Below are 23,815 nucleotides of genomic sequence, written 5' to 3' on the forward strand. Positions count from 1 at the left end.
ACCGCCCACCACGGCGGCGAGCGCCTCGAGCTTCCAGTCCTTTTCCGCAGCCTCGCCTCTCAGCTGGTAGCGCCGTGCCGCGGCCAGCCAATCACCGAGCTCGGCGATGCGTCGGTCGTACTCTTTCTTCACCTCGGAGAACGGGCGCGTTTTTCTCTCGAACGTGGTCGGATCGAAGCTCTCCGTGCTCAGCGTCGGCCAGTTCAGCACCATACCCACCGAGGGATCGATCGCCATTTCCTCCACCGTCCAGCCGGATAGATGGATGAGCGAGGCCTGGCCAGAGATCCCGTAGCCACCCCCGCCTCCGAAACCGCCCAGGCTGCCCGGGGCCGACAAGGCATGGGTGATGCCGTTTGCCCTGGCCACCGGGATGTGCTCGCTAGCCGGATGTACGGCGGTCGCCGCCCGGAGCTGCGGGTTGTAGTCGCCGAGCTCGTTGGTGTCCACCGTGGCGGCGGTCGAGCCAATCTCGGTCAACCCCAGCTGACTGACCGAGTCCATGACCCCGGGGTAGACTTCGAGACCCGCGGCCTCGATCACCTCGGCGCCGGCAGGAACACTCACGTTCGCCCCCACCTCGGAAATCCGTCCGCCCCGGATCACGATCGTGCCGTTGTCGATGGGCTCACCGGCAAGCGTGACGATCCTCGCCCCGCGGATCGCATACACCTCCTCCTGCGTCGTTGGTAACAGAGCGACCCAGAGCGCGAAGAGAAGCTTCATCGCTTCTCTCCTTTTTGCTTGCCGACGAGCGTCTGTTTCTCTTCCTCGATGCGCTTTCTCTGTTCGATATCGTTTTCCCGATCGAAGTAGACCTCGCCATCGATGAGCGTCATCTGATTCACGGCATAGACGCTCAAGGGATGGGCGTCGAAGATCGCGAGATCGGCGTCTTTGCCAACTTCGATCGAGCCCACGCGATCGTCGATACGCAGCTGCTTCGCGGGGTTGATGGTGACGAGCGCGAGTGCCTGCTCCTCGGACAGCCCGCCCCATTTCATCGCCTTTGCCGCCTCCTGATTCAGATGGCGCGCCTCCTCGGCGCTGTCGGAGTTGATCGAGACGAGAACGCCTTTCTCGGTCATGAGGGCCGCGTTGTACGGTATCGCGTCATAGGCTTCCACTTTGTAGGCCCACCAATCGGAGAAGGTCGACGCGCCGGCACCATGCTCGGCAATCTCCTTCGCCACTTTGTAGCCTTCGAGCACGTGCTGGAGCGTGGCGATGCGGAACCCGAACTCCTCGGCAAGCCGCAACAGTTGCAGGATCTCGTCGGCGCGATAACAGTGGGCATGAACCAGGCGTTTGCCTTCGAGAACCTCGACGAGGGGCTCGAGCTCGAGGTCTCGTCGCGGTGGCACCAGGCCGGTCTCCCCCTGGCTCTTTTTTCTTTCGTACTCTTGCCACGTCTTCTGGTAAGCGCGGGCCTCGGTGAATGCCTCGCGAATCACATCCTGAACTCCCATGCGCGTCGCCGGGTATCGCCTCGGAACGCCCGGTCGGGTTCCGCGCGAACGCTTCGGATTCTCACCGAGAGCGAACTTGATGCCCGGCATCGCCCCTTGGAACTTCAACCCCTCGGCGTCCTTCCCCCACCGATGTTTGATGACCACGTTCTTGCCCCCGATGGGATTCGCGCTTCCGTGAAGAACGTTCGAGGTTGTCACGCCACCCGCGAGCTCGCGGTAGATGTCGATATCGGTGGGATCGAGAACCGACTCGGTACCCGTCATGGAAGACACGGCGATGCTTCCCTCGTTGATCGACTCGGCAGCGATGTGAGAGTGGGCGTCGATGATGCCGGGCAGGACGAACCTCCCGGTGGCGTCGATTACCTCCGCGCCCGCAGGAGCGTCGATCCCGGCCCCTACCTCCACGATCTTGCCGTCCCGAATGAGGACGGACCCGCTCTCGATCGTGCCGTCGGTGACGGTGAGGACCGTTCCGCCGCGAACCAGAATCGTTTGGGCCGAGACCGCCCCGCTGAGCGCAAGGGCGGCGAGCCCGAGGACGATTTTCTTCATGGCGTCTTCTCCTCTTTCTTGTCTTCGTCGACTTTGGGCGGCACGTCGTACTTCTTGCCGTCCACGAAGACGCTCTCCACCTTCGTCCCCTCCTCGAAGGCGTCCCCGTCGGCGATGAAGAGGTTGGCAATCTTCCCCGCCTCGAGACTCCCGGTGCGATCGGCAAGGTCGAAGATGGTCGCGGCCTCGAGCGTGAGTGCGGCGACAGCCGCTTCGGCGGAAAGTCCCGCTTCGATCGCCCGGCGGATGCCGGCCATCGCTTCTTCCGGCCGGGCGATGTCCTCGGTATAGAAGGCGAAGCGGACGCCGGCATGTTCGAGTGCCGCGGGCGTTGCCGGCGCCCGGTCACGCAGCCGCAAGACCCTGAGGGGCTCGTCGGCATCGGGGTCTGCCTTCTCGTCCTTCTTCGGCCACTTCAAGCTCACCAGTACGGGAACGTCGGCGCCTCGCAAGACTTCGGCCGCGGCATAGCCCTCGTGCACTCCGTAGAGAACGGGGCGCACCGACGAGTCTTGTGCGAGAGCGATCGCTCGCTCGATCTCGTGCCGCTCGTTGGCGGGGAACAAAACAGGCCAACGTTCGGTTTGCGCCCGTGACAACGGCGCAAGCGCTCGATCGTAGCTCGGCCGCTTCTTGCCTCGGGGCGACGACTCGTAAGCCTTCGCGCTTTCGCGGTAATGAGTGGCGTCGAGAAAACTCTGCTCGACGTAAGCAAGAACTCCCATGAGCGAGCCGGGAAAGCTGCGGCCGCCGCCCGGCGGAGTCAGATCGACGACCAATGCCGCCGGAGACGATACGACCATGTCACGGTCGCGGCCACCACCGAGGTTGAGGAAAGCGGCCTGACCGGGAAAGATGCCGCCTCGGGGCGCGGTGACGCTCGAGGTGAACCCGGCGTTGCGCCACGACTCGATGCGCTCATCCTCCAGAGTCAACTCGTCGGCTGCCGCCCGCCACGGTGTGGTAGCGGGACGATCCTCTGGCCCACTCGCGAGATCCGGTTCTTGCTCGCGTCCTCCGTCCCCCCCGCCCGGTTCCGTTTTCTTCAACCCCAAGTCGCAAAACGCGTTGATGAATCCGGGGTAGACGTGCTTCTCGGAGGCTTCGATCACCCAGGCGTCCTCGGGGACGGGCACGTCCACCCCCACCGCGGTGATGAGTCCGTCGTCGACGACGATGATGCCGCCGGTGACGACCTCGCCCGTACCCAGGTGCAGCCGCGCACCTTGAATGGCGAAGCGATTGGGGCCACTCGGGTCCTCACCAAACCCGTGTCCGGCCACAGCCAAGACGAACGTCGATAATGCAAGAGACCCCTTCATGAACAGCTCCTCGAATGCGGCTGCCACTCTAAGAACGATCCCGCGTCCGTGTCAACCCTATCTATCTGTTAGAATTTGCTAGGAACTCGAACCCCGAAACATGACGAAATTCTACCTGACCACCGCCATCGACTACGTCAACAGTCGTCCGCATCTGGGAACGGCGTACGAGAAAGTGACCGCGGACGTGATTGCGCGGTTCAAACGCCTGGCCGGCTACGACACGCATTTCGTCATGGGAAACGACGAGCATTCCCTGAACGTCTACAAGAAGGCTCAGGAGCTCGGACTCGAGCCCGCCGCTTACTGCGACCGGATGGAGCACGAGTTCCGAACCGTCTGGAGCAAGCTCGACGTATCGTACGACGACTTCATCCGAACGACCGAACCCCGTCATCGAGTCTCGGTGCAAACGCTGATTCAGCGGATACACGATGCCGGTGATACCTTCGAAGGCACCTATCGAGGTTGGTATTGCGACTCGTGCGAGGGATTCAAGCAGGAGAAGGATCTCGAGGACGGCAATTGCCCCCTGCATCGCACGAAGCCCGCCTGGCTCGAGGAAAAGAACCATTTCTTTCGGCTGTCGAGGTACCGCGAGCGGCTCCTCGGGCACTACCGCGAGCACCCCAGCTTCCTCGAGCCCAGCATCCGACGAAACGAGATCCTGAACGTCATCGAGGGTGGACTGGAGGACATTTCCATCAGCCGCGAGAGTCAGAAGTGGGGGATCCCGGTACCGTTCGACCCACGCAGCGTCGTTTACGTGTGGGCTGATGCCGTGATCAACTACATCTCCGCGGTCGGCCTGGGCCAGGACGAGGCCCTCCTCGAGAAGTGGTGGCCCTGCGATCTCCACATCATTGGCAAGGACATCACCCGGTTCCACTGCATTCTTTGGCCCGCGATGCTCCTGAGCGCGGGCTTGCCCCTTCCGCGGCAGGTCTTCGGCCATGGGTTCGTCTTCTTCAAGGGCGAGCGTATGAGCAAGACCCTGGGTACGGTCGTCGACCCTCTCGACGTCGTCGAGAAGTTCGGCCCCGATCCCCTTCGGCTCTATCTCGTGCGCGAGATCGCGTACGGTCAGGACGGCGATTTCTCCTGGGAGCGTTTCGAGGCGCGCTACAACGCGGATCTCGCGAACAATCTGGGAAACCTCGTCAGCCGAATCGCCACGATGGCGGTCAACTATCGGGATGGCAGGCTCATCATCCCCGCATCGCATACCGAGCCCCTTCGAAGTCGGGTCGAAGAGTGCATCGAGACCTACCGGCAATCGATGGAGGCGCTCGCTCTGCAGGCCGGCGCGGCAGCCGCGTACCAGATCGTCGATTCGGTCAACGAGTTCCTCACCGAGGCCCAGCCGTGGGTCCTCGCCAAAGACCAGGCAGCCGGGCCGGCGCTCGACCGAGTGCTCTTCGACGCGGCCGAGGCCACTCGCATCGCCTCGGTCCTCCTGTTGCCCGTCATGCCCCGATCGGCAGCCGAGATCCTTCGCCGATTCGGAAGCGCCAAGCACGAAAAAAGCGCGAGACTCGCCGAAGATGCGCTTTGGGGAGCTACGGGAGAGCTTCGGATCGCCAAGGGCGATCCGATCTGGCCACGTCTCTAAGCAGGGTGTACGGAGCTTTTCTTCACCCTGCTAAAGAGGCTAGAGCATTTTGTGTGGCGAGAGCAGAGCTGGGGGGATGCGGTGTCTCCACTTACCCCAGTTGGGGTCGGGGGTAGAGTAATCTCCGCACACCTTGGTTTGGGTTGGGGACTCCGCCCTCACCACAGGGCGAAGCATGACTCTCGGCCGTCCTCAATTCGGTGATCTGGGTCACGTTTTCTTTGCCAATCGCAAAAAATCCTTTTCAAATACGATTTTTCCAGCGCCATTTTGCGGTTTTCGGCCCAAAAAATCGGGATTTCTAATGGGCATACATGATTTACCTTCTCGGTACGATCACCCCGACGCCGTGCCGGAAAACGAGGCTCCCTCCGTACTCGGCGGTCCTCAGCAAAGAGGCCTGCGCGAGGAGCGCGAGCGCGAACGCCACGATGCGTCCCCGATGAATGCGCGGAGCTTCGCGAGCGCGATCTCGCCAAAGGGCGTCGAAGCGAAGGAATCCGACAAGGAAGAAAAGAACGACCGTAATAAACGCCCAGTCTCCGTGCGTTCCCAACGCCTCGGCCAAGGCCCCTTCCGCGGCAGCGGGCTCGGCGAGCTTTCCGCTCCATGCGGCGGCGCCGGAGCTCACGGCAGCGCCTGCGTAGACGAGCGTCGCCGCGCGATCCAACCAGGCCAACCGGGCCCATGCGAGCAGTACCAGGTCGGCGAGAACCGCCGACGTAAACAACGCAATCGGAAAGTGCACGAGAAAAGGGTGCAGGTTGGGAAGAGAGTGAAGCAAGGATAGCTCCGGCGAACGATGCGGTAGCGTATCACGGCCGGCGCGACGGCTGCGATTCAAGACGGATCGGAGGCCGACATCTCGACCGATGCCACGAATGGTAGATCCGTCTCGCCGATGATGAACTCCCATGCCTTTCTCTGCTTCGAGGGAAGCGCAGAGAGAGGAACCGAACCGTAGCTCCGGTCGAGAAGCCGGAGCGCGCGGCGTGCGTCTTCCCGTGAAACGGCGCGGCGGGCGTCTCCGGCGGCAAACGCCTTGGCCGTCCAGAGCAGCATCGGATAGACCAGGAGCAGCCGGGGCACGGCGGCGACGAAAGGGATCTCCGACTCCCCTTCGCGCAGGAATCGCTGGCCAACGATCTTCGCCTGCAAGAAGCGCTCGACTTCCCCTCTCCCCCCTTCCTCGGCGAGGTAACCGAGCGCTACGGTCTCGATCTCGCCAAACGTTGCCGAAGCCACTCGATTGTCGATCCATGGACGGTTCCCACGGAAGCGGTAGGCGTCCGCCGCCTTCACGCGGTCGTGGGACGCTCGCGTGTCGCTTCGGCCGAGCAAATCGGGAGGCGTCGGATTCAGCATGAGAAACAGGAGATGGAAGAACACGGCGCGCTGGGTCTTGTTCATCGGCTCCAGGTCGATGGGCCGCTCCTTCAGCTGCTTCGGTACGCCCGCCAACATCACCTCGCGAAGCCTCCTGGCGGCGTCGGTTCGCGGATCCGCCGTCATCGCCAGTCGCATGAACTCCGACACAGCCCGGATTCGTTCCAGGAACGTCTCCTGCGGGTCCGACAGGAGACGCACAATCCCATGTTCCAACTCCCAGAGAAGCTCGCCTTCGATCCGATACTTCTTGGAGAATGCGTGCCCCGTCTCTTGAGCCGGTGGGCCTTGCAGCAGACAGACCCACTCGGGCAGACGTTCCCTCAAGGGAGCGCCTCGGTCTTCGCTCACGGCCTTGCAAGCGAACGAGACGTCTACCGCTACCCGATCGCCTACAGGAAGAAACCCGAAGGGGAACAGGCGGCACATGAGCGGCTTTCGGAGGACGCCGAAATGTTCGTGGATGAGACACTGGTTCTCTTTTCCGAGGTAGATGCACGAGCCGTCCTCTTTCCGGGTCAGGGCGTACTTCGGTCCGAACTTCGTACCGGGCGCAACGTCGACGAGTTCGGGAACTTTGTCTTTCCAGTCCAACTCGCGCAGGCTCTCCGGTTCGCCCGGGCCGAGCGCGACGTTCCATCCGCGGCAGCAGTCGCCGCAGCGCGAGCAGGTGAAATGCAGCCCCTCTGGATAAGCGAAGACTGGCGGGCTCACGGTTCCGGAAGCACGTGGATCACCCCGCTCCAATCCGACGGTGGAGGCAAGACGAAATCTCGACGGTGATCGGGCTCGTCGTTGTCGTGACAAACGAGGCAGGTTGATTCCGATGGATACAGGAGGCCGGCCATCACCGCCTTTTCGGAATCAATCATCACCTCGGCCGGCCAGTAGTTACCGCCCGCTCCGTGACATGCTTCGCATTCGACGCGGCCCCGCCTTTCCGGCGATGTGTCGTGGCAGGCCCCGCACGACTCGAGTGGCTCGGGAATGGAATCCCCGGTGCGAGCGTGAGCCGTCTTCGACCACGACTCGTAGATCGCCCGGTGGCACAGTTTGCAGCGCTCGGCGCCGATGAACTCCGGATTCTCGCGATAAGCGGATGGCACCGCGGCCAAAAACCAGAACGCCTCCGCACACAGGAACAGGCTCACGAGGTTAAAGTTTATCAGCTTATCGCTGACGGAAAGACTAGGTCCACCCCGATGGGATCGTGGTCGGAGAGCGGAACCTCGAGTCCCTCGCGAAACTCATGCAGCACCACCGGGTTCTCCGCTCTCAAGCCCCGGGTAGCAAACCAGTCCACTTTGAAGGGGCAACGCCCCCCGTGGCGTCGGAGCGCCCACCGGAGAAAGGCGAAACACCAACCGGGAACCCACTCGCCCAGATTCTGGCGGGTCTTGGCACAGGCGACGTCGTACGACATCGTACGGGTGCCGAGCGCGTTGCAGGCGCGATAGTCGAAGTCCCTGGACTCCAAGAGCGCGAAGAGCTCCCGCTCGAACCATCGATAGGGGTGGAGGTAATGCTGGATGGAACGATCGACTCCAAGGAAGACTCGAAGCCAGTAACCCAGGATCGCGGGGAGCGCTCGCGACGAATTGTGAGTCGTCGTGTTCCAGTCCCCCCCGATGATGGCTGCCTCCTTTCCCCCGATGGCCTCCAGCACATCGCGCATCTGGTCGCGCCGGTGCCGCTGACGCGACTGAGCGTCCAGATGAACCGAGACCGCCGTCAGCGTGCGCTGGGGGAATTCCACCTCGACGACGAGAGCGGACTGGTTTCCTAGCCGCTTTTCTCGCCCCGCCATCTTGTCTTTGCCGTTCTCGAGTGGAATCGACCGGGGCGATATCAAAGGATAGCGGCTCAGAATCGCGTTTCCATGCAGTCCAACCGTATTCTCACCCTCTACGTCGTATTCGACTCCGGCACCTTTGGCCAGATTGAGATAGCACGGCGCGAAGGCATACTCGAGCCCAAGCTCCCGCGCCAGGGTACGCGCCACGTCGTGATTTCCCGATCGAGCCATGCCGATGTCCGTCTCGGTCAACAAGAAGAGGTCGGCGTCCCTCAAGTACGGATGACGTCGCATCGCCTCGAGCTGCCCCGGGAGCTCGATGCCTCGCTCGAGGTTCCAGGAGACGACACGATACCTTGCCTTGGCGGACGCCGAGCGCTCGCCGAAGCAGGCATGAACGGCGGTGTTCAAGACCCGCTCCACGATGGGCTCGAGCTGCCGATAGAGTGGGAGCTCGCGCAGCTCCGGAGTAGACCGGCACCGCGCCAGTGCCTCATAGTGAGGCTTGAGCTCCTCAACGAGGGCGTAGGTATCCGAACTCAACAGTATTGAATCGTAGCTTTCGGCCATCCGGAAACACAAGCTACAATCGAGACCGTGGCGTCCGCGTACCGCTCGGCCTGGCTGTTGGTGCTTCTACCTGGTTGCGGATCATCGCCGCAAGAGCCTGCGCTAACTCTTTACTCGGGAAGAAGCGAGGCCCTCGTGGCGCCCCTCGTCGATCGATTTCGCTCGGAAACGCAGGTCGACGTACGAGTTCGTTACGGCGGTACGGCGGAGCTGGCGGCTCTCATCATCGAAGAGGGCGACGACACCGAAGCGGATATCTACTACGGCCAGGACGCTGGCGCGCTTGGGGCTCTCGCACGAGAGGGTCGTCTCCGGGAGCTTCCGCGAGACACTCTCGAGCGCGTCGATTCGCGCTTCCGCGCCCGTGACGGGCGCTGGGTCGGGGTCTCGGGCCGAGCCCGCGTCTTGATCTACAACACCGAGCGCGTTGCAGAAAGCGAGCTCCCGCGCTCCGCCATGGAGCTCACCGACTCCCGTTTCAAGAGGCGGCTTGGCTGGGCCCCGTCGAACGGATCGTTCCAGGCCTTCGTCACCGCGATGCGCGTCCTCGAAGGTGACGAAGCCACGCGAGGCTGGCTCGAGCGAATGCTGGCCAACGAGCCGCGCTCCTACCCCGACAACGACGGCCTCTTCGATGCGACTGTTCGGGGAGAAGTCGACATCGGCCTCACGAACCACTACTATCTCCTTCAGTTTCGAAGCCAGGCGAGCTCCGATCCACCCGTTCGCAACTACAGCCCTGCCGATGGCGGGGCCGGGGCGCTGGTGAACCTCGCCGGAGTCGGGATCGTCACGAACACGAACGAAGCCGAGGTCGCGCAGCGGTTCGTCGACTTCTTGCTCTCACGAACCAGTCAGATCTACTTCAGCGAGCGGGCGTTCGAGTACCCTCTGACGATCGAGCTCGCCGACCACCCATCCTCTCCCCCGTTGTCGGAGATCAGAACGCCCGAGCTCGACTTGAGCGAGCTGAGCGACCTGGTCGGTACTCTCGAGCTCCTGCACGAAACGGGCGTTCTGTAGCAGGCCAAGCACAAACATGAAAGAACACGACCCCGAGCTTGCCGCACGGCTCGTAGCCGTTCGGCGCGATCTGCACCGCCACCCCGAGCTCGCTTTCGAAGAACGGCGCACCGCCGAACGGATCGCTTCCGAGCTCGACCGCATTGGTATCCCCTACCGAGCCGAGGTCGCCGAGACCGGAATCGTCGCCGAAATCGACGGGCCATCGGGCCCGAAGATCGCCCTTCGTGCCGACATGGACGCTCTTCCCATCCAGGAGGAGACCGGGCTTCCCTTCGCCTCGGTAAACCAAGGCGTGATGCACGCCTGCGGGCATGACGCCCACGTCACGATGGTGCTCGGGGCCGCCGAGATTCTGGCGAACGAGGGAAGCTTGCCCGCGCCGGTTCGCATCCTGTTTCAGCCCGCGGAAGAAAGGGGCAGCGGGGCCAAGGCGATGATCGATGCGGGCGCGCTCGAGGACGTCGCCATGATCTTCGGCGGCCACGTCGACCGCGGCTACTCGACGGGCCAGATCGTGGTCCACGCCGGAGCGGTCAACGCGTCGACCGATGGCTTCCGAATCCAGATCGACGGCAAGGGAGCTCACGCCGCGCGGCCTCACGAGGGCGTGGACGCCGTGGTGGTCGGCAGCTTGCTGGTTACGGCGCTCCAGAGCGTGGTCGCACGCGAGGTGAACCCCGCTCACGCCGCCGTCGTCACCGTGGGACGGTTCGAGGCGGGCACGGCAGCAAATGTGCTGGCCTCACGGGCCATTCTGGAAGGGACGATCCGCACGCTCGAGCCGTCCGTCCGGGAACGCGTGATGGCGTCTGTCGAGCGAATGGCTCGATCGATCGCCGAAGCGCAGGCCGCGAGCCTTCGTGTCTCGTTTGTCGAGGGAACTCCCGCGGTGTTGAACTCTCCCGAGATGGCCGCCCTCGCTCGACGAGCGGCGCTCGACGTGGTGGGCGCCGACAACACCGTCGAATTGCACACTCCCAATATGGGCGGTGAGGATTTCGCATACTTCCTCGAGAAGGTCCCAGGATGTTACGTCCGGCTCGGTGTACGCGCGCCAGGAACGGAGGCCCATCCCGCTCACTCGAGCCGGTTCGACGTCGACGAGGGTGTGCTTCTCGTCGGCGCCCGGTTCTTCAGCCAACTCGCGATGACCGCGGGGGCCTCACTGCACGATGGTTAGGCTCCTGCGGAGCTACTCGGGGCGTTCTCCTAACTCGACGTCGACCTCCATGACTCGACCGTCCCGCCAGAGCGTCACTTTCACGCGGTCGCCGACCCGATAGCGAGTCTCGAGCAGCACGGTCAGATCCCGATCCGTCTTGATGGGCGCGTCGTCGATGGCGAGGATGTAGTCCGCTTCCAAAGGAATCGTCAAGTTCCCGAGACGCCCGAGTCGACTCGGGCCCTGGATCCCGGCGCGCGCCGCCGGCCCACGCCCGACGACCTCGTATACCACGATGCCGCCGCCTCCAGGAGTGCGCACGCCGTTACGGTTGAGAAGCGTCGCCAGATTGTCGCTCACGTTCATGAGTCGCACACCCAACCAGGGGTGCGCGTAGCGTCCGCGACCGATGAGCTCCGGCAGAACTCGACGCAGCGTCCTCGAGGGGATAGCGAACCCGATGCCGGCCGAGGCCTGGCTGGGACTTATGATGGCGGTGTTGACGCCGATGACGTCTCCGTCGAGATCGAGAAGCGGGCCGCCGGAGTTACCGGGGTTGATGGCGGCGTCGGTCTGGATGATCTCTCCGATGAAACGCCCGTCGGGGCCTTCGATGACCCGGCCGAGCGAGCTCACGACACCCGTCGTCAGGGTTTGCTGGAGGCCGAACGGATTGCCGATGGCGACGACGAACCGCCCCACCCGGAGATCGTCCGAGCTTTCTACGGGAATCGGCCGAAGCAAATCGCGGGGAACATCCACTTTGATTACCGCCAAATCGTTCGAAGGATCGACGCCGACCACCTGAGCCTCGACCCGGGTCTCGTCGAAGAACGTCACATAGACCTCTCGAGCCCTTTCGATCACGTGAAAGTTCGTGACGATGTGGCCCGCCTCGTCGTAGACGAACCCAGAGCCGGATCCCTCCTGCGGCACCGCTCGCAAGAAGAAGTCGTATCCGAGGCTACGGCTGGTGATATTCACGACGCCCGGTCCTGCGGCCTCGAACACGTGAATGACCTGCTCCTCGAGCGAGGCCACTCCCTGGACGACGGTCGAGGCGACCGGCGCGGGTGGCGGCGGAGGCGGGGTGATCGGAGGGGGAGCGGCGGGCGTGACCGACGGCGCGGCAGACGGTTCGCTCGAGGGTGGCTCGGTACCGATCTCGCAACCAACGAGGCCCAGCCCGACCACGGCTGCCAGGGTGCTCACCCGGGCGATCGGGGTCTGAGATACTATGCCTGCCAACAACATGCTGCACGCTGTCATCGAAAAACTCTCCAACTACCCTCGGCTCTTCCTTTTCTGCCGAGGACTCTTCGAGAGTAATTTTATCGTCATAAGAAGCACGATTCGCGAGCATCTCGGCTCGAGTCCCGAACGGAGGGTCATCGACGTTGCCTGCGGTCCCGGCGCTTTCTCCGACCTGTTCGACGAAGGAAGCTACACCGGAATCGATCTCAACCCCAACTACGTGAGATATGCCCGAGAGCATTATCGAGGAACGTTCGAGCTGCAGGACGCTCGCGCGCTCGATTTCCCCCAGGGCTCGTTCGACGACGCGCTCGTCTACGGTCTCCTGCATCACCTCGACGATGTCGATGTGGGCAGGGTCGCCAATAGCCTGAGACGCGTCGTGCGCCCGGCGGGCCGCATCCTCGTCATCGAGGACGTCCCCACGGAGTCTCGTTTGAATCTTGTGGGCCACCTGCTCCACTGCGTCGAAAACGGGCACTACATCCGGCCCGCCGAAAGGTACCACGCGTTGCTCGAGCCGCACTTCCGAATCGAGGAGGAAAGGCAGTTCCGGAGCGGTGTTTGCGACTATTACCTGGCGCGTCTCATCAACGACGAAGAGCCATGAGATTGGAGGTCCGGAACGCCGGCCTTCTCGTTCTCGCATCCACTCTGGTGCTGTGGGGCGCGACCCAGCTTGGCGGAGAGATCTTTCTCGATTTCGGTCCGAACGACGCGCGATATGTTACCGGGTTCCGCGAGGACTTCGAGATCGACGAGCCCACGCTCATCCACTGGTCGACGACTCGCTCGACGGTTCGGTTGCCGTTCTCGATCCGCGGACCGTACGACGTCATCCTCCGCTACAAACGACACATAGACGCCCCAGCCGAGGTACGTTTCTTCCTCGACTCGGAGCTGGTCGAGACGATCCATGTTCCCCAGCGGGATTTCACCCTTCAGACGCTGCGCTCGAGGGGAACCTCGGGAAGATTCCAGCTCGGGCTCGTCTCCAAATCGAACGACCCGCGACCGCTGGGAATCGCCCTCGACTGGATGCTGATCCGACCGGCCTTCAGGTTCGGCGCGCTTCTTCCCGCGCCGACCGCTTTCGCGTGGCTTCTGTCGTGGGTAGTCGTTTTCTACATCGTGCCCCGACTTCTTGGCATCGGGCGGGGAAAAGCGCTCCTTATCGGCCTCGGGAGCTTGGCCGCACTCTCCGCCGCCTCCGCCGCGAACCCTCTGTGGCCAATTCACGTCTGCACCACCCTGGGGTTTCGCTATCATGGATTGGCCCTGGCTCTGTCGGCTTTTTTTCGAGTCCGCCGGCGCTCGGAGGGATCGTCCTTGGCACGCCCCGAGGCCAAGTGGGCGGCTCTCATCGTCCTATTCGGAACGGCCGTCCGGCTGTTCGCTCTGTTTCACCCGGACTTCTACTATCCCGACGTACGTACGCACTCGAAGTTCGTGTCCCTCATCTGGACCGAGGGGCTCTCGGGCTTCTTCAACGGGTACATCGAGAACCAGCATCGACACCTTCTCGGTCTCCAGATCGTCGGAGGGCAGTGGCTTGCGTTTCCCTACCCGCCGCTCCTCTATCTGAGCGTCTATCCGTTGAGTCTCATCCAGCTTCCGGTGGAGGATTGGATGAAGCTTCTGCCCACGACGCTGGTCGCGATCGAAGCTCTCGCCCTGTACTCGCTGGGGCAGAAGCTCGGTCTGTCGCCCCGGGCCGCCCTAGTCGCCGTTGCCCTTCATGCGAGCGCGCGCGTCGTCGGGTTCCGACTGGCTGTCGCCTCCTACGCGGCGCTTCTCGGCCATTTCGGCGATACGGCTCTCGTTCTCTACCTCGTCTTCTTCTTCGACCGTCTCGGAAAGCCGCTTTACGGTGCCGGCATCTGTCTGCTGGTGGCGGTCTCGCTTCTTTCCTATGCGGGGAGTGCCCTCGTGTTGGGGCTTTTCGTGCCGCTACTCTGCCTCGCCCTGCTCGCCGCTAGACAGCCGTGGGAGCGTGCCACCGCGATCGCCGCCTGGGCGCTCGCCGGCGCGCTCGTCGCGCTTCTCACGTTCTACGGCCAGTACGTGCCCGAGCTTCTGGGAGACAGGGGCTTCACGTCGGCATCGGTCCTCGAAGCACGCGGGCTTGTCGATCTTCGTCTCACTCCCCTGGATGCTATTCGGATGTCGGTCCATCGAGCTCGACTCTTTTATCTTGCTCCCTTCGGACTCGTTCTCGTCTGCGGACTGGCGATGATGGCGCGCTCCAAGGCCCCGGTTCTCGGCGAGGCCCTCGCTTTCGCCGCATCGGGCACGTTCCTCGGGCTCAATTTTCTGAGGTCCGGTCTCGGCGCGACGCACATCTTCCAGTTCTCCAAAGACGATCTCGTGATCCTGCCAGTGATGGTTCTCATCGTTGGGGCTGCGGTCGACCGTCTCGCCCAGGGAGGGGTCCCGAGAAAATGGCTCGCTTTCGGAGTCGTGGCGCTCTGGGCGGGTTGGGGTTCGTTCGGGCTGGCCTCGGATGTCCGCAGCCGCTTCATCCGGCCACAGTATCCGGTGGCGTCAGGAAGCGTGCACGACTCGGTTTCCCCCGGATCGCTTGGCGCGGTAGAGGGCCTGGTCGGCGAGCTCGAACAATCGGACTTCGTCTTCGGCGTGCGTGGGAAGAGCGCTCAGACCAAAGCTCGCGGTCAACGGCCGTGACAACCGAGCGAAGGGCCCTTGGCGGAACTGGCCGTCAATGCTCTCACAAAGGCTCTGGGCCACTCGCTGGCCGTTCTCGGGATCGGTTCGATGCAGGAGCATCGCGAATTCGTCACCGCCGAAGCGTGCCACCAGGTCGCTAGAACGCAGGCGGGTGAGGAGCAATTGGCCCACGTCGCGAAGGACCTCGTTTCCCTTTCGATGGCCAAGGGTGTCGTTGACTTGTTTGAAGCCGTCGAGGTCGAGCAGAAGCAGACATAGGGAAGTCTGATAACGCCGGGCGCGGGCGACCTCGGTTTTGACCTCGCTCTCGAAGTAAGCATAGTTGTGGAGGCCGGTCAGGCGGTCGAAATACGCCATGAGCTCGGTTTGCCGGAGCGCCTCCGTTTCCATGACGAGCGGTTCGACCAGAAGATCGGTCTCGTTGAGAAAGTAATCAAAGGCGGCCGTCCGGAGATCGACCTTCCTTCCTCCATTCGCGGGAAACCGAGAACGATGCAAGAGAAGCCGTTGCCAGTGGTACTCCACTTCCCTGGGGCTCAAGTTCAGACGAAAAAAGCGAAAGATCCTCTCGCGATCCCGATCGTGCAACGATTCGCAGTCACGCTCCGAGACCTCGGGTTCGAGCGCTAGCCCGCTGAACTCTCCGTGCTTCAACACCGCAAGCACCTCCATGCAGAGGCTCGTCGGCGCCGCCGTCTGGGGGACCGGCGCCTTGGAGAAGCTCTTTTTGGATATATGAAGCTATCGTACCACCAGAAACCCCACCACACAAATGCGTTATGGGTTCAGGAAGCTGACTTGACTTCGCTTGGGTCAAGGATGGCCCGAAGCAGGGGCCCGCTCACGAACCTACGAGCCCAGTCGTCGAAGGCTAGTCCGCTGACCGGGTCAGGTGCCTCCGTGCTCCGATCCGCTTCCGCTTGGGGAACCCCGACGAGCGTTTACTTGGTTACCGAGTATTTGGTGAACGCGCCACCGGCCTGTTCCAGCGAGTTGGGGCCTTCCGCGGCGTAGACGTTGCCGTCTGCGTCGACGGCGACGCCCTCGCCCGCGGTGCCCTGATAGACCCTGTTCTCCCGCTCGAACGGCGGGATGAAGGCAGTGATGTGGTCCCCGTCCACCGGCCCGACGCGGACGCCATTCCGCCAGTTGGGGTGGTTGGTCGGGCTCGACTCGGAGTCGATCGCATAAACCAGGTCGTCTTTGATGAAGAGGCCGCTGATGCGTCCGTACAGGTACCGCGATTCGAGATAATTGCCATCCTGGTCGAAGATTTCGATGCGGTGATTTCCGCGGTCGGCGACCCAGAGCCTACCTTGCGAATCGAACGCGAGAGCGTGTGGCGTCCGGAACTCACCATGCCGGACGCCGATCTGACCCCATTCCTTGATGTAAGTGCCGTCGGCGGACAACTTGACGATGCGGGCGGTCAATCCCGCGGCGCGGCCCTCCTCCATCTCCTGGTTCGTCGTCATACCCTGACCGCTGTGGCCATCGGCCACGAAGATGCTCCCATCCGGCGCGGTGATGACGTCGTTGGGCTGGTTGAACTGGTTGGGGCCGGAGCCCGCCTGCCCCGCGGTGCCGAGGCTCATCAGGAGCTCGCCCTCAGGACTGAATTTGTGCACCTGGTGCCCTTTGGTCTTCTCCTCGTTACCGGCGAAATCCGTCACCCACACATTCCCGCCGGCGTCGACGTGAATTCCGTGCGGCGTGACCATGGTGCCGCCGCCGAAGTTGGCGAGCACCTCCCCGGTGTTTCGGTCGAACTTGAAGATCGGGTCCACCGGATTGTTGTCGCAGTTGATCGGGGTTCCCGCACCGAACGTGCCCGCGCCGCAGCGCTCGTATGCCCAGATGTGCCCGTCGATTGGGTCGATGTCGATACCCGCGGTCGAGCCCCACTCTCTGCCTTCGGGCAGCGTGCCCCAGTTTCGGGTCACCTGGGGGGTTGGGTTGGGCAACCCTTCTCCCGTGATCGGGTTCCCGGTGGGCGTCGGCGCCCCTTCCGCTCTCGCCTCCGGACGTTCGGATTGCGTGACGCAGCTCGCCAAGAGGAGCGTTGCACAAAAGAGGATCGTAGACTTCCGGGCTTGCACCAGTGACATGGCATCTCCCTTCACAACGACGAAGCACTCGGTCGAGCCGGCTCATTCCGGCAGATGGCTGCGCCTCGCATTCTCAGTCCGCGGATCGTGAGGAACCAGAGAACCCCACGAGCCCACAGTCCGCAGATCCTAGGCGTTTTGCCCGGTGAGGACAACGCCCACCCGGTCCCGTCACCTTCTACCCGACCGTGCATTCGCTTGCGTCGCGCGTTGCAGACTGCCTATCATCGAAGCCGAATGCTCCTCTTGCTCGCGCTCACGCTTTTTGGTCCGGCCGACGACGCGGAGGCCGCACGGCTCATTCGAAGGGTCATCGACGCCCGCGAGCGCCAACTGGAGCTCGAGCACCAGTACGCGTTTCGCGAGCAGACCACGACGCGCGATGTGGCGGACGATGGCCGAGTGCGGCGCGCCAAGAGCGAGACTTTCCTGGTAACTCCCGCCCCCGGCGGCGAGTATCGGCGTCTGGTCGAAAGAAACGGTCGTCCGCTGGACGAGAAGGATCAGGCCAGCGAGGAACGCAAATTCCAAGAGTTCCTGGCGGAGCAGTCGCGATCCTCGCCCGAGGAGCTCGCTCAGAAGACAAACGAGAAGATACAGAAGCGCGCGGAGCGGTGGCAAACCCGCCTAGAAGAAGCGCTCGAGGTCTTCGAGTTCACGTCATTGCCCAACGAGACGCTCGAAGGTGTCGCGGTGCGCGTCTTCGACTTCGAGCCGAAACCTGGCTACGAACCGGACTCGCGGCCGAAGAAGATTCTCGCTCGACTCGAAGGGAGGATTTGGATCGATGGCGCTCGCGATCAAATCGCGAGGCTCCGCGTTCGTTTTCGGGAAAACTTGAAGTTTCTCGGAGGCATCTTCGGCAGAGTGTCCGAGGGTTCGGAGGCCATCGCCGTGGGCTTCTTGGCCTCTGACGAGCTCTGGCTGCTCGATCGGATCGAGGCGAGCCTCGACGCCCGACTCTACTTCCTGAAGGAGTACCGACAGGAGATCGTGATCGACTACAGCGATTACGAGAGACTCACCGTTGCGACCGACGAAAGCGTCGCGCTCAGTTCACATCGCTGAGGACGCGAGAGCTGACCGTTCGGATGGCAAGTCGCATCGAGATTCTGGGCGTTCGCGGCCTTCCAGAGATACGCCCGGGCGACGACATCGCTCGAATGCTGCTCGACGCATGCGAGCGCGAAGGTCTCGCTCTCATCGAGGGTGACGTTCTCGTCGTCACTCAGAAGATCGTCTCGAAGTCCGAAGGGAGGCTCGTTTCGCTTGCCGAAGTCGAGCCCTCGGCGCTGGCCCGACGCTACGCCGAGAGCTTCGCCAAGGACTCCCGGGAAGTGGACGTCGTCCTGAGAGAAGCAAAGCGCATCTTGCGGATGGACCACGGCGTGCTCATCACCGAGACCGCGCATGGCTTCGTCTGTGCGAACTCGGGTGTGGACGCATCGAACCTCGAATCGCGCGATCAGATTGCCCTTCTTCCCATCGATCCCGATCGTTCCGCCGCCGAGCTCAGGCGCCGCATCGAGGAGGCGTCAGAGACGAGGGTCGCCGTCGTCATCTCCGACACGTTCGGCCGACCGTGGAGGGAAGGAGCGACCAACGTTGCCATTGGAATCAGCGGCCTGGCGCCCTTGGCCGATCACCGCGGCCGTCTCGACTCGGCGGGTCGGGCGCTTTTGACCACCGTCGTGGCCGTCGCCGACGAGCTCGCGGCCGCCGCCGAGCTCGTCATGGGGAAGCTCGATCGCGTGCCGGTCGCCATCATACGGGGTTATGCTTTCACTCCGGCCGAGGCCGGAATCGACGAGCTCCTTCGCAAGCGGGAGCACGATCTCTTCAGATGAGTGGGAAATGAAAGAGGCGTTGGCGATCTTGGGCGGCACGGGGAAGCTGGGCAAAGGTCTCGTCACGCGCTGGGCGCGGGCGGGCCGACCCATCGTCGTCGGCTCCCGGGATGCCGAAAAGGGCCGAATGGCCGCGGGGGAGCTGCGCCAGAAGGTGCCGGGCTCAGAAATCCAGGGTACCTCGAATCGTGACGCGGCCGAGAGTGCCGGCATCATCGTTTCGGCGCTTCCTCACCAGAGCCATCTCGAGATCCTGGCCGAGCTCGGTGAGGCCCTCGAGGGCAAACTGCTGATCGTCACCACGATCGCTTGGCCTCCCCGGCTCTCGGGAGAGCCGTCAGCCGCCGAGGCGGTCCGCGAAAGGTTGGGGACGACTTCCCAGATTGTTGCCGCGTTTCAGACCGTCTCCGCAAGGACGCTTGCCCGGGAGCACTCCGAGCCGGAGGACGTGCTGGTCTTCTCCGACGACGAACCCGCCCGCCGGGAGAGCTGCGCTCTGGTGGACGAGACCGGGCTGCGCGGCATCGACGCCGGTCCACTTCAGGGCGCACGGGCGGCGGAAGCCATGACCGGTATTCTTCTCGCAATCAACCGGCGCTACCGCGTCCCCTTCTCCGGGATTCGCATTACCGGACTGGGCTCCTCGTGAGTCAGACGACCACCACCGCGACCTCGAGCGCGTTCCCGCGCTTCCGGTGGCGCGCGATCGTTCCCCCGCTCCTCACCGCCGCCATCTTCGTGCTCATCTTTCGAAAGGTGCCGTTCACCGCCTTCGTCGAGGCGCTCAGTCAGGCGCGCTACTCCGACTTCTTCGCTGCCCTCGTGCCTTTTTCCCTGCTGTACTTCGCGCTCGACACCGTCGTCCTCTGGTACGTCGTCCGTGAGTTTCACGGAGGCACGTCGCTCAGAGAGCTGGCACCGGTGCGGGCCGTCGATTACTTGATTTCCATCCTGAACCACCGGCTTTCTCAGGGGGCGATGGTCGTTTATCTGGCGCGCCGACTCGGGACGAGCCTTCTCGAGATGGCGAGCACCATTCTCTTCCTCGACTTCCTGCAAAAGACCCACCTCGTCCTGTGGGCAACGGTGGGCATGGCATTCGTGTCGGAGAGCCTGCCGAGAACGCTCCTACTCATCCCGCTTGCCCTCGCGGGCCTGTGGCTGGCTTTCTTGCTGTATGTGCACGGGGGCTTACCGCTCGGTCGGCTCTTCAAGGCACCCGAGTGGCGTCTCTTGCGAACGTTTCGTCTCGCCCCGCCTGGGTCCTACGTCAAGGTCCTCGCGCTGAAAGCGCCGCTGCTCCTTGCCGCGGTCCTCGCCCATAGCTACGCCATGGAGGCCTTCGGGTTCGCGATCCCGCTCCCCCGGCTCCTGGCCACGTTACCGATTATCTTTCTCGTCGGCGCCCTACCGATCAACGTGGCCCGGCTGGGAACTACACCGCTCGCTTGGATCTTCTTTCACGGAGATATCGTGCCCGCCGCCCAGCTCCTCGCCTACAGCCTTGCCGGGCACCTGACTTTCATGTTGGCGAACGCGGCGCTTGGCCTCGTGTTCTTGCCACGCGCCTACCGAGAGTTGTTCGACGGGCGCGGAGCGCCCGAGAGCCCTACTCGTGCGCCATCTCGACAGAGGAGACTTTGACGGTATTGCTCTGCTCGTCGAGGGTTCCCTTGACCATGACCCTATGTCCGAGGTGCTTTTCCGCGGTCTCCTTGTCGACATCGAGCACAACGTGCCCCTCGGTCATGGCCAGGGCCCACTTTCCGCCCTTCGAGACACATCCTTTGGCGCAGGCGATGTGCTTCTCGGCGCTCGATTTCGCGTAATCCTTCGAGCAGGCCTCGTCGGCGATATACCCGGTCCAGCTACCTTCTTCGGCCGGCCCAAGGGCCGCGAATCCCAGGATCACGAGCGCAGTCACCATCAACATGAGGATCGTCTTCATGGGTTTTCCTCCAAAATGGAATCTGAGAGGGTAAGCGTCTCCCTAGCCGACTGTCAAATCCATGTCTTCGCCCGCGACGTTCACGACGACCGGCGATCGGCCCCAATTCAATGCACGTTCCCGCCGAGCTTGCCCTTCGCCCATCCGACGTTGGAGTAGGACTGTTGATAGATCCGCAGATTCTCCTGCAAGGCCGCGGCGAGCGCGGGCACCAGTTGAACCGGCACGACGACTTTGGTCTTGACCGGCGCCTGGATGGTGCGCGTCTCCCCTTCGGGAGACTCCGCCACATCCTTCTCGCTGAGAGGATGCATCTCGCAAAACGTGAGGGTGAAATCGAACGGCGTGTGGCTGACGGCGCAAAAGTTCGCGTACACCCGCTCTTTGCGCTCGCCGTCCTCGGGATCTTGGGGCACGACCGTGAAGTTGATGGATTTCTTCGTCGTCATCTTTGCCTCTTTCTGGTTTCAGTATTTTCGCAACAAACCTACGACCACACCCTGGATCGCAACATCCCCCTCGCGGATGAAGATCGGTTTCATCGTCGGGTGCGCCGGCTGCAGCCGAATCTGATCCTTCTCGCGATAAAACTTCTTGAGCGTTGCACTATCGCCGTTCACGAGCGCCACCACCATCTCACCGTTTCGCGGGTCGGTACGTTTTTCCACGATCACGTAGTCACCGTCCCGGACCTGCTCGTCCACCATCGATTCTCCATGAACCTTGAGGACGAACACATCGCGGCGTCCGATCATATCCGCCGGCACGGCAACGAGCTCGTTGCCCCGCACCGCCTCGATGGGCTCCCCGGCGGCAATCAGGCCCTCGAGCGGAACGTCCCGCGCCTCGGGACGCCGGTCGTCGCCAAGGACCTCGATCGCCCTCGACCGATTCCAATGCCGGCGAATGAGTCCTTTTTCCTCCAAATGAACTAGATGGCGCTGGACCGTGGAGATCGAGTGCAAATTGAAGTGGCGGCCGATTTCCGTCAAACTGGGAGCATATCCGTTCTGGGCAATGCTCTCTTTGAGGAAACTCAAGATTTGTTTCTGCCTCGGCGTCAGAATCGCCAAATCAGGATCTCCTAACGTTCACCGTAGAATAAATCAGACAAAAAGAGAACACAAGTCGAAAGGTAAGACGCGATGACGAGCGAGCTCGCCAGCAAGCACTGCGTTCCGTGCCGAGGAGGTGTCCCACCGCTCGGTCCCGATGCCACCGCCGCACTCCGGGAGAAGCTCGGAAGCGGTTGGAAAGTCGTGGAGAACCACCACCTCGAGAAAGTTTACGCCTTCGACGATTTCCAACAGGCGCTCGATTTCACGAATCGCGTGGGACGGCTCGCCGAGGAGGAAGGGCATCACCCCGACATCCACCTCGCGTGGGGGCGGGTGCGTTTGCAGATCTGGACCCACAAGATCGACGGACTGACGGAAAGCGACTTCATCCTGGCGGCGAAGGCGGACCAGCAATACTCCTGAGTCGAACCCCTCTTCGGGTGGCGAGGGCGTGTTAAAGTTCGCGAGACGTCTTCGAACGGATGCGGAAGCCCACGCGACAGCTTCGACTTCCCGAGGTTCGGTGGGGTTCCGGTGAGCTCCGGCCTCCGCTAAAGTGGGCGGGCGGTAAACGCTGGCTCGTTCCGACTCTCGAGCCGATTTGGGAGAAACATCGAGATCGGCGACTCGTGGAACCCTTCTGCGGCGGACTCGGTGTCACCCTCGGACTCTCACCGCGGCGGGCGCTCCTCAGCGACATCAATCCCTACCTCATGAGCTTCTACCGCTGGCTTCAGAAAGGACTCGTCATCGACATCCCGCTCGAAAACGACGAGGAGCTCTACTACCGGCACCGGAGTCGGTTCAACCGGCTTCTTTCGACCGGCCGTGGCGAGAGCGCGGAAGCGGCTTCGCTCTTCTACTATCTCAATCGAACCGGCTACAACGGACTTTGCCGATTCAACAAGACCGGCGAGTTCAACGTTCCCTTCGGGCAGTACAAAACCATCAACTACGTCCGAGATTTCTCCATCTACCGCGAAGCCTTCGCCGGGTGGGAGCTCGTCAGCCTCGACATCGAGGAGCTCTCGATCGACGCCGCAGATTTTCTGTACGCGGATCCACCTTACGACGTCGAGTTCACGCACTATTCCAAAGGCGGTTTCGGCTGGGATGACCAGGTTCGGACCGCGGAGTGGCTGGCTCGTCACCGGGGCCCGGTGGCGCTCTCGAACCAGGCCACGGCGCGGATCGTCGCACTCTACGAGCGTCTCGGCTTCGAGCTTCGGTTCCTCGACGCCCCGCGCATGATCAGCTGCACCGGCGACCGAAGCCCGGCGCGCGAGGTCCTAGCTACGCGAAATCTTTGACTTGGTTTTCAGAGATCTCCCTATCCCCTCCTCCTGATACCACGGTCGCGGAAGCGCGATTCTAAATCAGTGTGACGGATGCTACTTTGATAGACTCGCCGAAACGCTCATCGAACAAGGAGATTCAAAGATGCGCATGCTGATCGATTTCCAAATGCCGCTCGAGCCCTTCAACACCCTGGTGAAAAATGGCACCGCGGGACCCACGATCGAGCGGGTGCTGGGTGAGATTAAGCCGGAGGCCGTCTACTTCACCGCCCGCGAGGGGAAGCGCGGCGGCACGATGGTGGTCGACGTCGCCAATGCCTCCAAGATCCCGTCGATTGCCGAGCCCCTGTTCCTGGCGTTCGACGCCACGGTTCGATTCCACCCCTGCATGACCCCGGATGACCTCGCCAAGGCAGGCCTGGAGGAGCTGGGCAAGAAATACAAGTAAGGCCTCGTTCAGGGGATTCGGCGGCCAGGAGTCCACGGCGCGCCCGCGGCCTCCATGGCTCGCTCGATCTCGACGAGGTCCACTTCGAGAAGCGCGCGAAGGCGCGCGCTCGTCTCGGCCCACTCGGTCGACGCGATACGAAGGCTCTCGCGATGCGTCTCGGTGGGTCCGTATCGGCTGCTCCAGTGGCCGGAGACGATCCGCCGAACGCGTTCTCGAATCGATGGTTTCGCCGGCTCGGAAAGACGCTGGCGCACGCGATCGCC

25 protein-coding genes are annotated in these 23,815 nt (G+C 62.8%); 11 read left to right on the plus strand and 14 right to left on the minus strand.

Translation table 11 applies throughout. The annotated features are described in order from the left end of the window. From VEK15_09250 to VEK15_09260, 3 genes are all read right to left on the minus strand, one after another. The coding region (locus VEK15_09250; protein ID HXV60869.1) for a hypothetical protein at positions 1–726 on the minus strand (726 nt) is incomplete at its 3' end. Continuing rightward, complete coding sequence (locus tag VEK15_09255) at positions 723–2,027, minus strand: amidohydrolase family protein (GenBank protein HXV60870.1); 1,305 nt, start codon at positions 2,025–2,027, stop codon at positions 723–725. The genes VEK15_09250 and VEK15_09255, both read right to left, overlap by 4 nt. Then, entirely contained in the window at positions 2,024–3,349 is a 1,326-nt protein-coding gene (locus VEK15_09260) for an amidohydrolase family protein (GenBank protein HXV60871.1), read from the minus strand. The genes VEK15_09255 and VEK15_09260 overlap by 4 nt, the downstream gene beginning before the upstream one ends. Positions 3,350–3,449: 100 nt before the next feature. On the opposite strand from VEK15_09260, the gene metG reads away from it, so the two are divergent. Next, positions 3,450–4,961: a methionine--tRNA ligase gene (metG, locus tag VEK15_09265; protein HXV60872.1), complete on the plus strand. Its 1,512-nt coding sequence runs from the start codon at positions 3,450–3,452 to the stop codon at positions 4,959–4,961. Between the two features lie 319 nt (positions 4,962–5,280). On the opposite strand, the gene VEK15_09270 is transcribed toward metG, so the two are convergent. Genes VEK15_09270 through VEK15_09285 form a run of 4 tightly spaced genes read right to left on the minus strand, consistent with a single transcriptional unit; the run spans position 5,281 to position 8,685 of the window. Then, positions 5,281–5,745, minus strand: a complete 465-nt coding sequence (locus VEK15_09270) for a DUF2231 domain-containing protein (protein ID HXV60873.1) — start codon at positions 5,743–5,745, stop codon at positions 5,281–5,283. A 56-nt stretch (positions 5,746–5,801) separates the two neighbouring features. Continuing rightward, positions 5,802–7,061, minus strand: a complete 1,260-nt coding sequence (locus VEK15_09275) for a YkgJ family cysteine cluster protein (GenBank protein HXV60874.1) — start codon at positions 7,059–7,061, stop codon at positions 5,802–5,804. Further along, positions 7,058–7,498, minus strand: coding sequence for a cytochrome c3 family protein (locus tag VEK15_09280; protein HXV60875.1), 441 nt, complete (start codon positions 7,496–7,498; stop codon positions 7,058–7,060). Before VEK15_09280 ends, VEK15_09275 begins: the two co-directional genes overlap by 4 nt. Positions 7,499–7,512: 14 nt before the next feature. Then, positions 7,513–8,685, minus strand: coding sequence for an endonuclease/exonuclease/phosphatase family protein (locus VEK15_09285; GenBank protein HXV60876.1), 1,173 nt, complete (start codon positions 8,683–8,685; stop codon positions 7,513–7,515). Positions 8,686–8,772: 87 nt separating this feature from the next. On the opposite strand from VEK15_09285, the gene VEK15_09290 reads away from it, so the two are divergent. Both VEK15_09290 and VEK15_09295 read left to right on the plus strand, forming a co-directional pair. Then, a complete protein-coding gene (locus VEK15_09290) occupies positions 8,773–9,735 on the plus strand; it encodes an iron ABC transporter substrate-binding protein (protein ID HXV60877.1) in 963 nt (320 codons plus the stop codon). Between the two features lie 16 nt (positions 9,736–9,751). Continuing rightward, entirely contained in the window at positions 9,752–10,918 is a 1,167-nt protein-coding gene (locus VEK15_09295) for a M20 family metallopeptidase (protein HXV60878.1), read from the plus strand. Between the two features lie 12 nt (positions 10,919–10,930). On the opposite strand, the gene VEK15_09300 is transcribed toward VEK15_09295, so the two are convergent. Next, positions 10,931–12,112, minus strand: a complete 1,182-nt coding sequence (locus VEK15_09300; protein ID HXV60879.1) for a trypsin-like peptidase domain-containing protein — start codon at positions 12,110–12,112, stop codon at positions 10,931–10,933. Between the two features lie 25 nt (positions 12,113–12,137). Here VEK15_09300 and VEK15_09305 point away from each other — a divergent pair, with 25 nt between their 5' ends. Beyond that, on the plus strand, positions 12,138–12,764 hold the full coding sequence (locus VEK15_09305) for a class I SAM-dependent methyltransferase (protein HXV60880.1): 627 nt from the start codon (positions 12,138–12,140) through the stop codon (positions 12,762–12,764). A 1,934-nt stretch (positions 12,765–14,698) separates the two neighbouring features. Here VEK15_09305 and VEK15_09310 read toward each other — a convergent pair. Next, positions 14,699–15,514 carry a GGDEF domain-containing protein gene (locus tag VEK15_09310; GenBank protein ID HXV60881.1) on the minus strand — a complete coding sequence of 272 codons (816 nt, stop codon included), beginning with the start codon at positions 15,512–15,514 and terminating at the stop codon, positions 14,699–14,701. Positions 15,515–15,783: 269 nt separating this feature from the next. Next, positions 15,784–16,950, minus strand: a complete 1,167-nt coding sequence (locus tag VEK15_09315; protein HXV60882.1) for a peptidyl-alpha-hydroxyglycine alpha-amidating lyase family protein — start codon at positions 16,948–16,950, stop codon at positions 15,784–15,786. Positions 16,951–17,187: 237 nt separating this feature from the next. On the opposite strand from VEK15_09315, the gene VEK15_09320 reads away from it, so the two are divergent. From VEK15_09320 to VEK15_09335, 4 genes are read left to right on the plus strand one after another with little or no spacing between them, the layout of a single operon-like run. Further along, positions 17,188–18,018 carry a hypothetical protein gene (locus VEK15_09320; GenBank protein ID HXV60883.1) on the plus strand — a complete coding sequence of 277 codons (831 nt, stop codon included), beginning with the start codon at positions 17,188–17,190 and terminating at the stop codon, positions 18,016–18,018. Positions 18,019–18,041: 23 nt separating this feature from the next. Next, complete coding sequence (gene cofE / locus VEK15_09325; GenBank protein HXV60884.1) at positions 18,042–18,797, plus strand: coenzyme F420-0:L-glutamate ligase; 756 nt, start codon at positions 18,042–18,044, stop codon at positions 18,795–18,797. 7 nt (positions 18,798–18,804) lie between these two features. Beyond that, positions 18,805–19,446: an NAD(P)-binding domain-containing protein gene (locus VEK15_09330; GenBank protein HXV60885.1), complete on the plus strand. Its 642-nt coding sequence runs from the start codon at positions 18,805–18,807 to the stop codon at positions 19,444–19,446. After that, positions 19,443–20,441 (plus strand): hypothetical protein, encoded by a 999-nt coding sequence (locus VEK15_09335; GenBank protein HXV60886.1) that lies wholly within the window; start codon positions 19,443–19,445, stop codon positions 20,439–20,441. The genes VEK15_09330 and VEK15_09335 overlap by 4 nt, the downstream gene beginning before the upstream one ends. Here VEK15_09335 and VEK15_09340 read toward each other — a convergent pair. The 3 genes from VEK15_09340 to lexA all read right to left on the minus strand — a co-directional run bounded on the left by VEK15_09340 (position 20,407) and on the right by lexA (position 21,818). After that, a complete protein-coding gene (locus VEK15_09340) occupies positions 20,407–20,745 on the minus strand; it encodes a DUF5818 domain-containing protein (protein ID HXV60887.1) in 339 nt (112 codons plus the stop codon). The genes VEK15_09335 and VEK15_09340 overlap by 35 nt on opposite strands. Before the next feature lie 107 nt (positions 20,746–20,852). Next, positions 20,853–21,194: a DUF3467 domain-containing protein gene (locus VEK15_09345; GenBank protein HXV60888.1), complete on the minus strand. Its 342-nt coding sequence runs from the start codon at positions 21,192–21,194 to the stop codon at positions 20,853–20,855. A gap of 18 nt (positions 21,195–21,212) precedes the next feature. Continuing rightward, entirely contained in the window at positions 21,213–21,818 is a 606-nt protein-coding gene (lexA, locus tag VEK15_09350) for a transcriptional repressor LexA (protein ID HXV60889.1), read from the minus strand. 72 nt (positions 21,819–21,890) lie between these two features. Here lexA and VEK15_09355 point away from each other — a divergent pair, with 72 nt between their 5' ends. The 3 genes from VEK15_09355 (at position 21,891) to VEK15_09365 (ending at position 23,549) form a co-directional block, all read left to right on the plus strand. Beyond that, positions 21,891–22,226, plus strand: a complete 336-nt coding sequence (locus VEK15_09355; protein HXV60890.1) for a 4a-hydroxytetrahydrobiopterin dehydratase — start codon at positions 21,891–21,893, stop codon at positions 22,224–22,226. A gap of 59 nt (positions 22,227–22,285) precedes the next feature. Then, positions 22,286–23,113 (plus strand): Dam family site-specific DNA-(adenine-N6)-methyltransferase, encoded by an 828-nt coding sequence (locus VEK15_09360; GenBank protein HXV60891.1) that lies wholly within the window; start codon positions 22,286–22,288, stop codon positions 23,111–23,113. Between the two features lie 130 nt (positions 23,114–23,243). Next, the gene (locus tag VEK15_09365; GenBank protein ID HXV60892.1) at positions 23,244–23,549 is read left to right on the plus strand and encodes a panthothenate synthetase; all 306 of its coding nucleotides are present in this window, start codon (positions 23,244–23,246) and stop codon (positions 23,547–23,549) included. Positions 23,550–23,557: 8 nt separating this feature from the next. Here the strand turns inward: VEK15_09365 and VEK15_09370 are convergent. Further along, a partial coding sequence (locus tag VEK15_09370) for a hypothetical protein (GenBank protein HXV60893.1) occupies positions 23,558–23,815 on the minus strand: 258 nt, incomplete at its 5' end.

Source organism: Vicinamibacteria bacterium (assembly GCA_035620555.1).
GTDB lineage: Bacteria > Acidobacteriota > Vicinamibacteria > Marinacidobacterales > SMYC01 > DASPGQ01.

Bases quoted from the DNA above. Each gene is read 5' to 3' on its own strand.
- VEK15_09315 (HXV60882.1), bottom strand. From the start codon at position 16,950: ATGTCACTGGTGCAAGCCCGGAAGTCTACGATCCTCTTTTGTGCAACG.
- VEK15_09305 (HXV60880.1), top strand. From the start codon at position 12,138: ATGCCTGCCAACAACATGCTGCACGCTGTCATCGAAAAACTCTCCAAC.
- VEK15_09330 (HXV60885.1), top strand. From the start codon at position 18,805: ATGAAAGAGGCGTTGGCGATCTTGGGCGGCACGGGGAAGCTGGGCAAA.
- VEK15_09345 (HXV60888.1), bottom strand. From the start codon at position 21,194: ATGACGACGAAGAAATCCATCAACTTCACGGTCGTGCCCCAAGATCCC.
- metG (HXV60872.1), top strand. From the start codon at position 3,450: ATGACGAAATTCTACCTGACCACCGCCATCGACTACGTCAACAGTCGT.
- cofE (HXV60884.1), top strand. From the start codon at position 18,042: ATGGCAAGTCGCATCGAGATTCTGGGCGTTCGCGGCCTTCCAGAGATA.
- VEK15_09365 (HXV60892.1), top strand. From the start codon at position 23,244: ATGCGCATGCTGATCGATTTCCAAATGCCGCTCGAGCCCTTCAACACC.
- VEK15_09320 (HXV60883.1), top strand. From the start codon at position 17,188: ATGCTCCTCTTGCTCGCGCTCACGCTTTTTGGTCCGGCCGACGACGCG.
- VEK15_09255 (HXV60870.1), bottom strand. From the start codon at position 2,027: ATGAAGAAAATCGTCCTCGGGCTCGCCGCCCTTGCGCTCAGCGGGGCG.
- VEK15_09340 (HXV60887.1), bottom strand. From the start codon at position 20,745: ATGAAGACGATCCTCATGTTGATGGTGACTGCGCTCGTGATCCTGGGA.
- VEK15_09360 (HXV60891.1), top strand. From the start codon at position 22,286: ATGCGGAAGCCCACGCGACAGCTTCGACTTCCCGAGGTTCGGTGGGGT.
- VEK15_09310 (HXV60881.1), bottom strand. From the start codon at position 15,514: ATGGAGGTGCTTGCGGTGTTGAAGCACGGAGAGTTCAGCGGGCTAGCG.
- VEK15_09295 (HXV60878.1), top strand. From the start codon at position 9,752: ATGAAAGAACACGACCCCGAGCTTGCCGCACGGCTCGTAGCCGTTCGG.
- VEK15_09355 (HXV60890.1), top strand. From the start codon at position 21,891: ATGACGAGCGAGCTCGCCAGCAAGCACTGCGTTCCGTGCCGAGGAGGT.
- VEK15_09260 (HXV60871.1), bottom strand. From the start codon at position 3,349: ATGAAGGGGTCTCTTGCATTATCGACGTTCGTCTTGGCTGTGGCCGGA.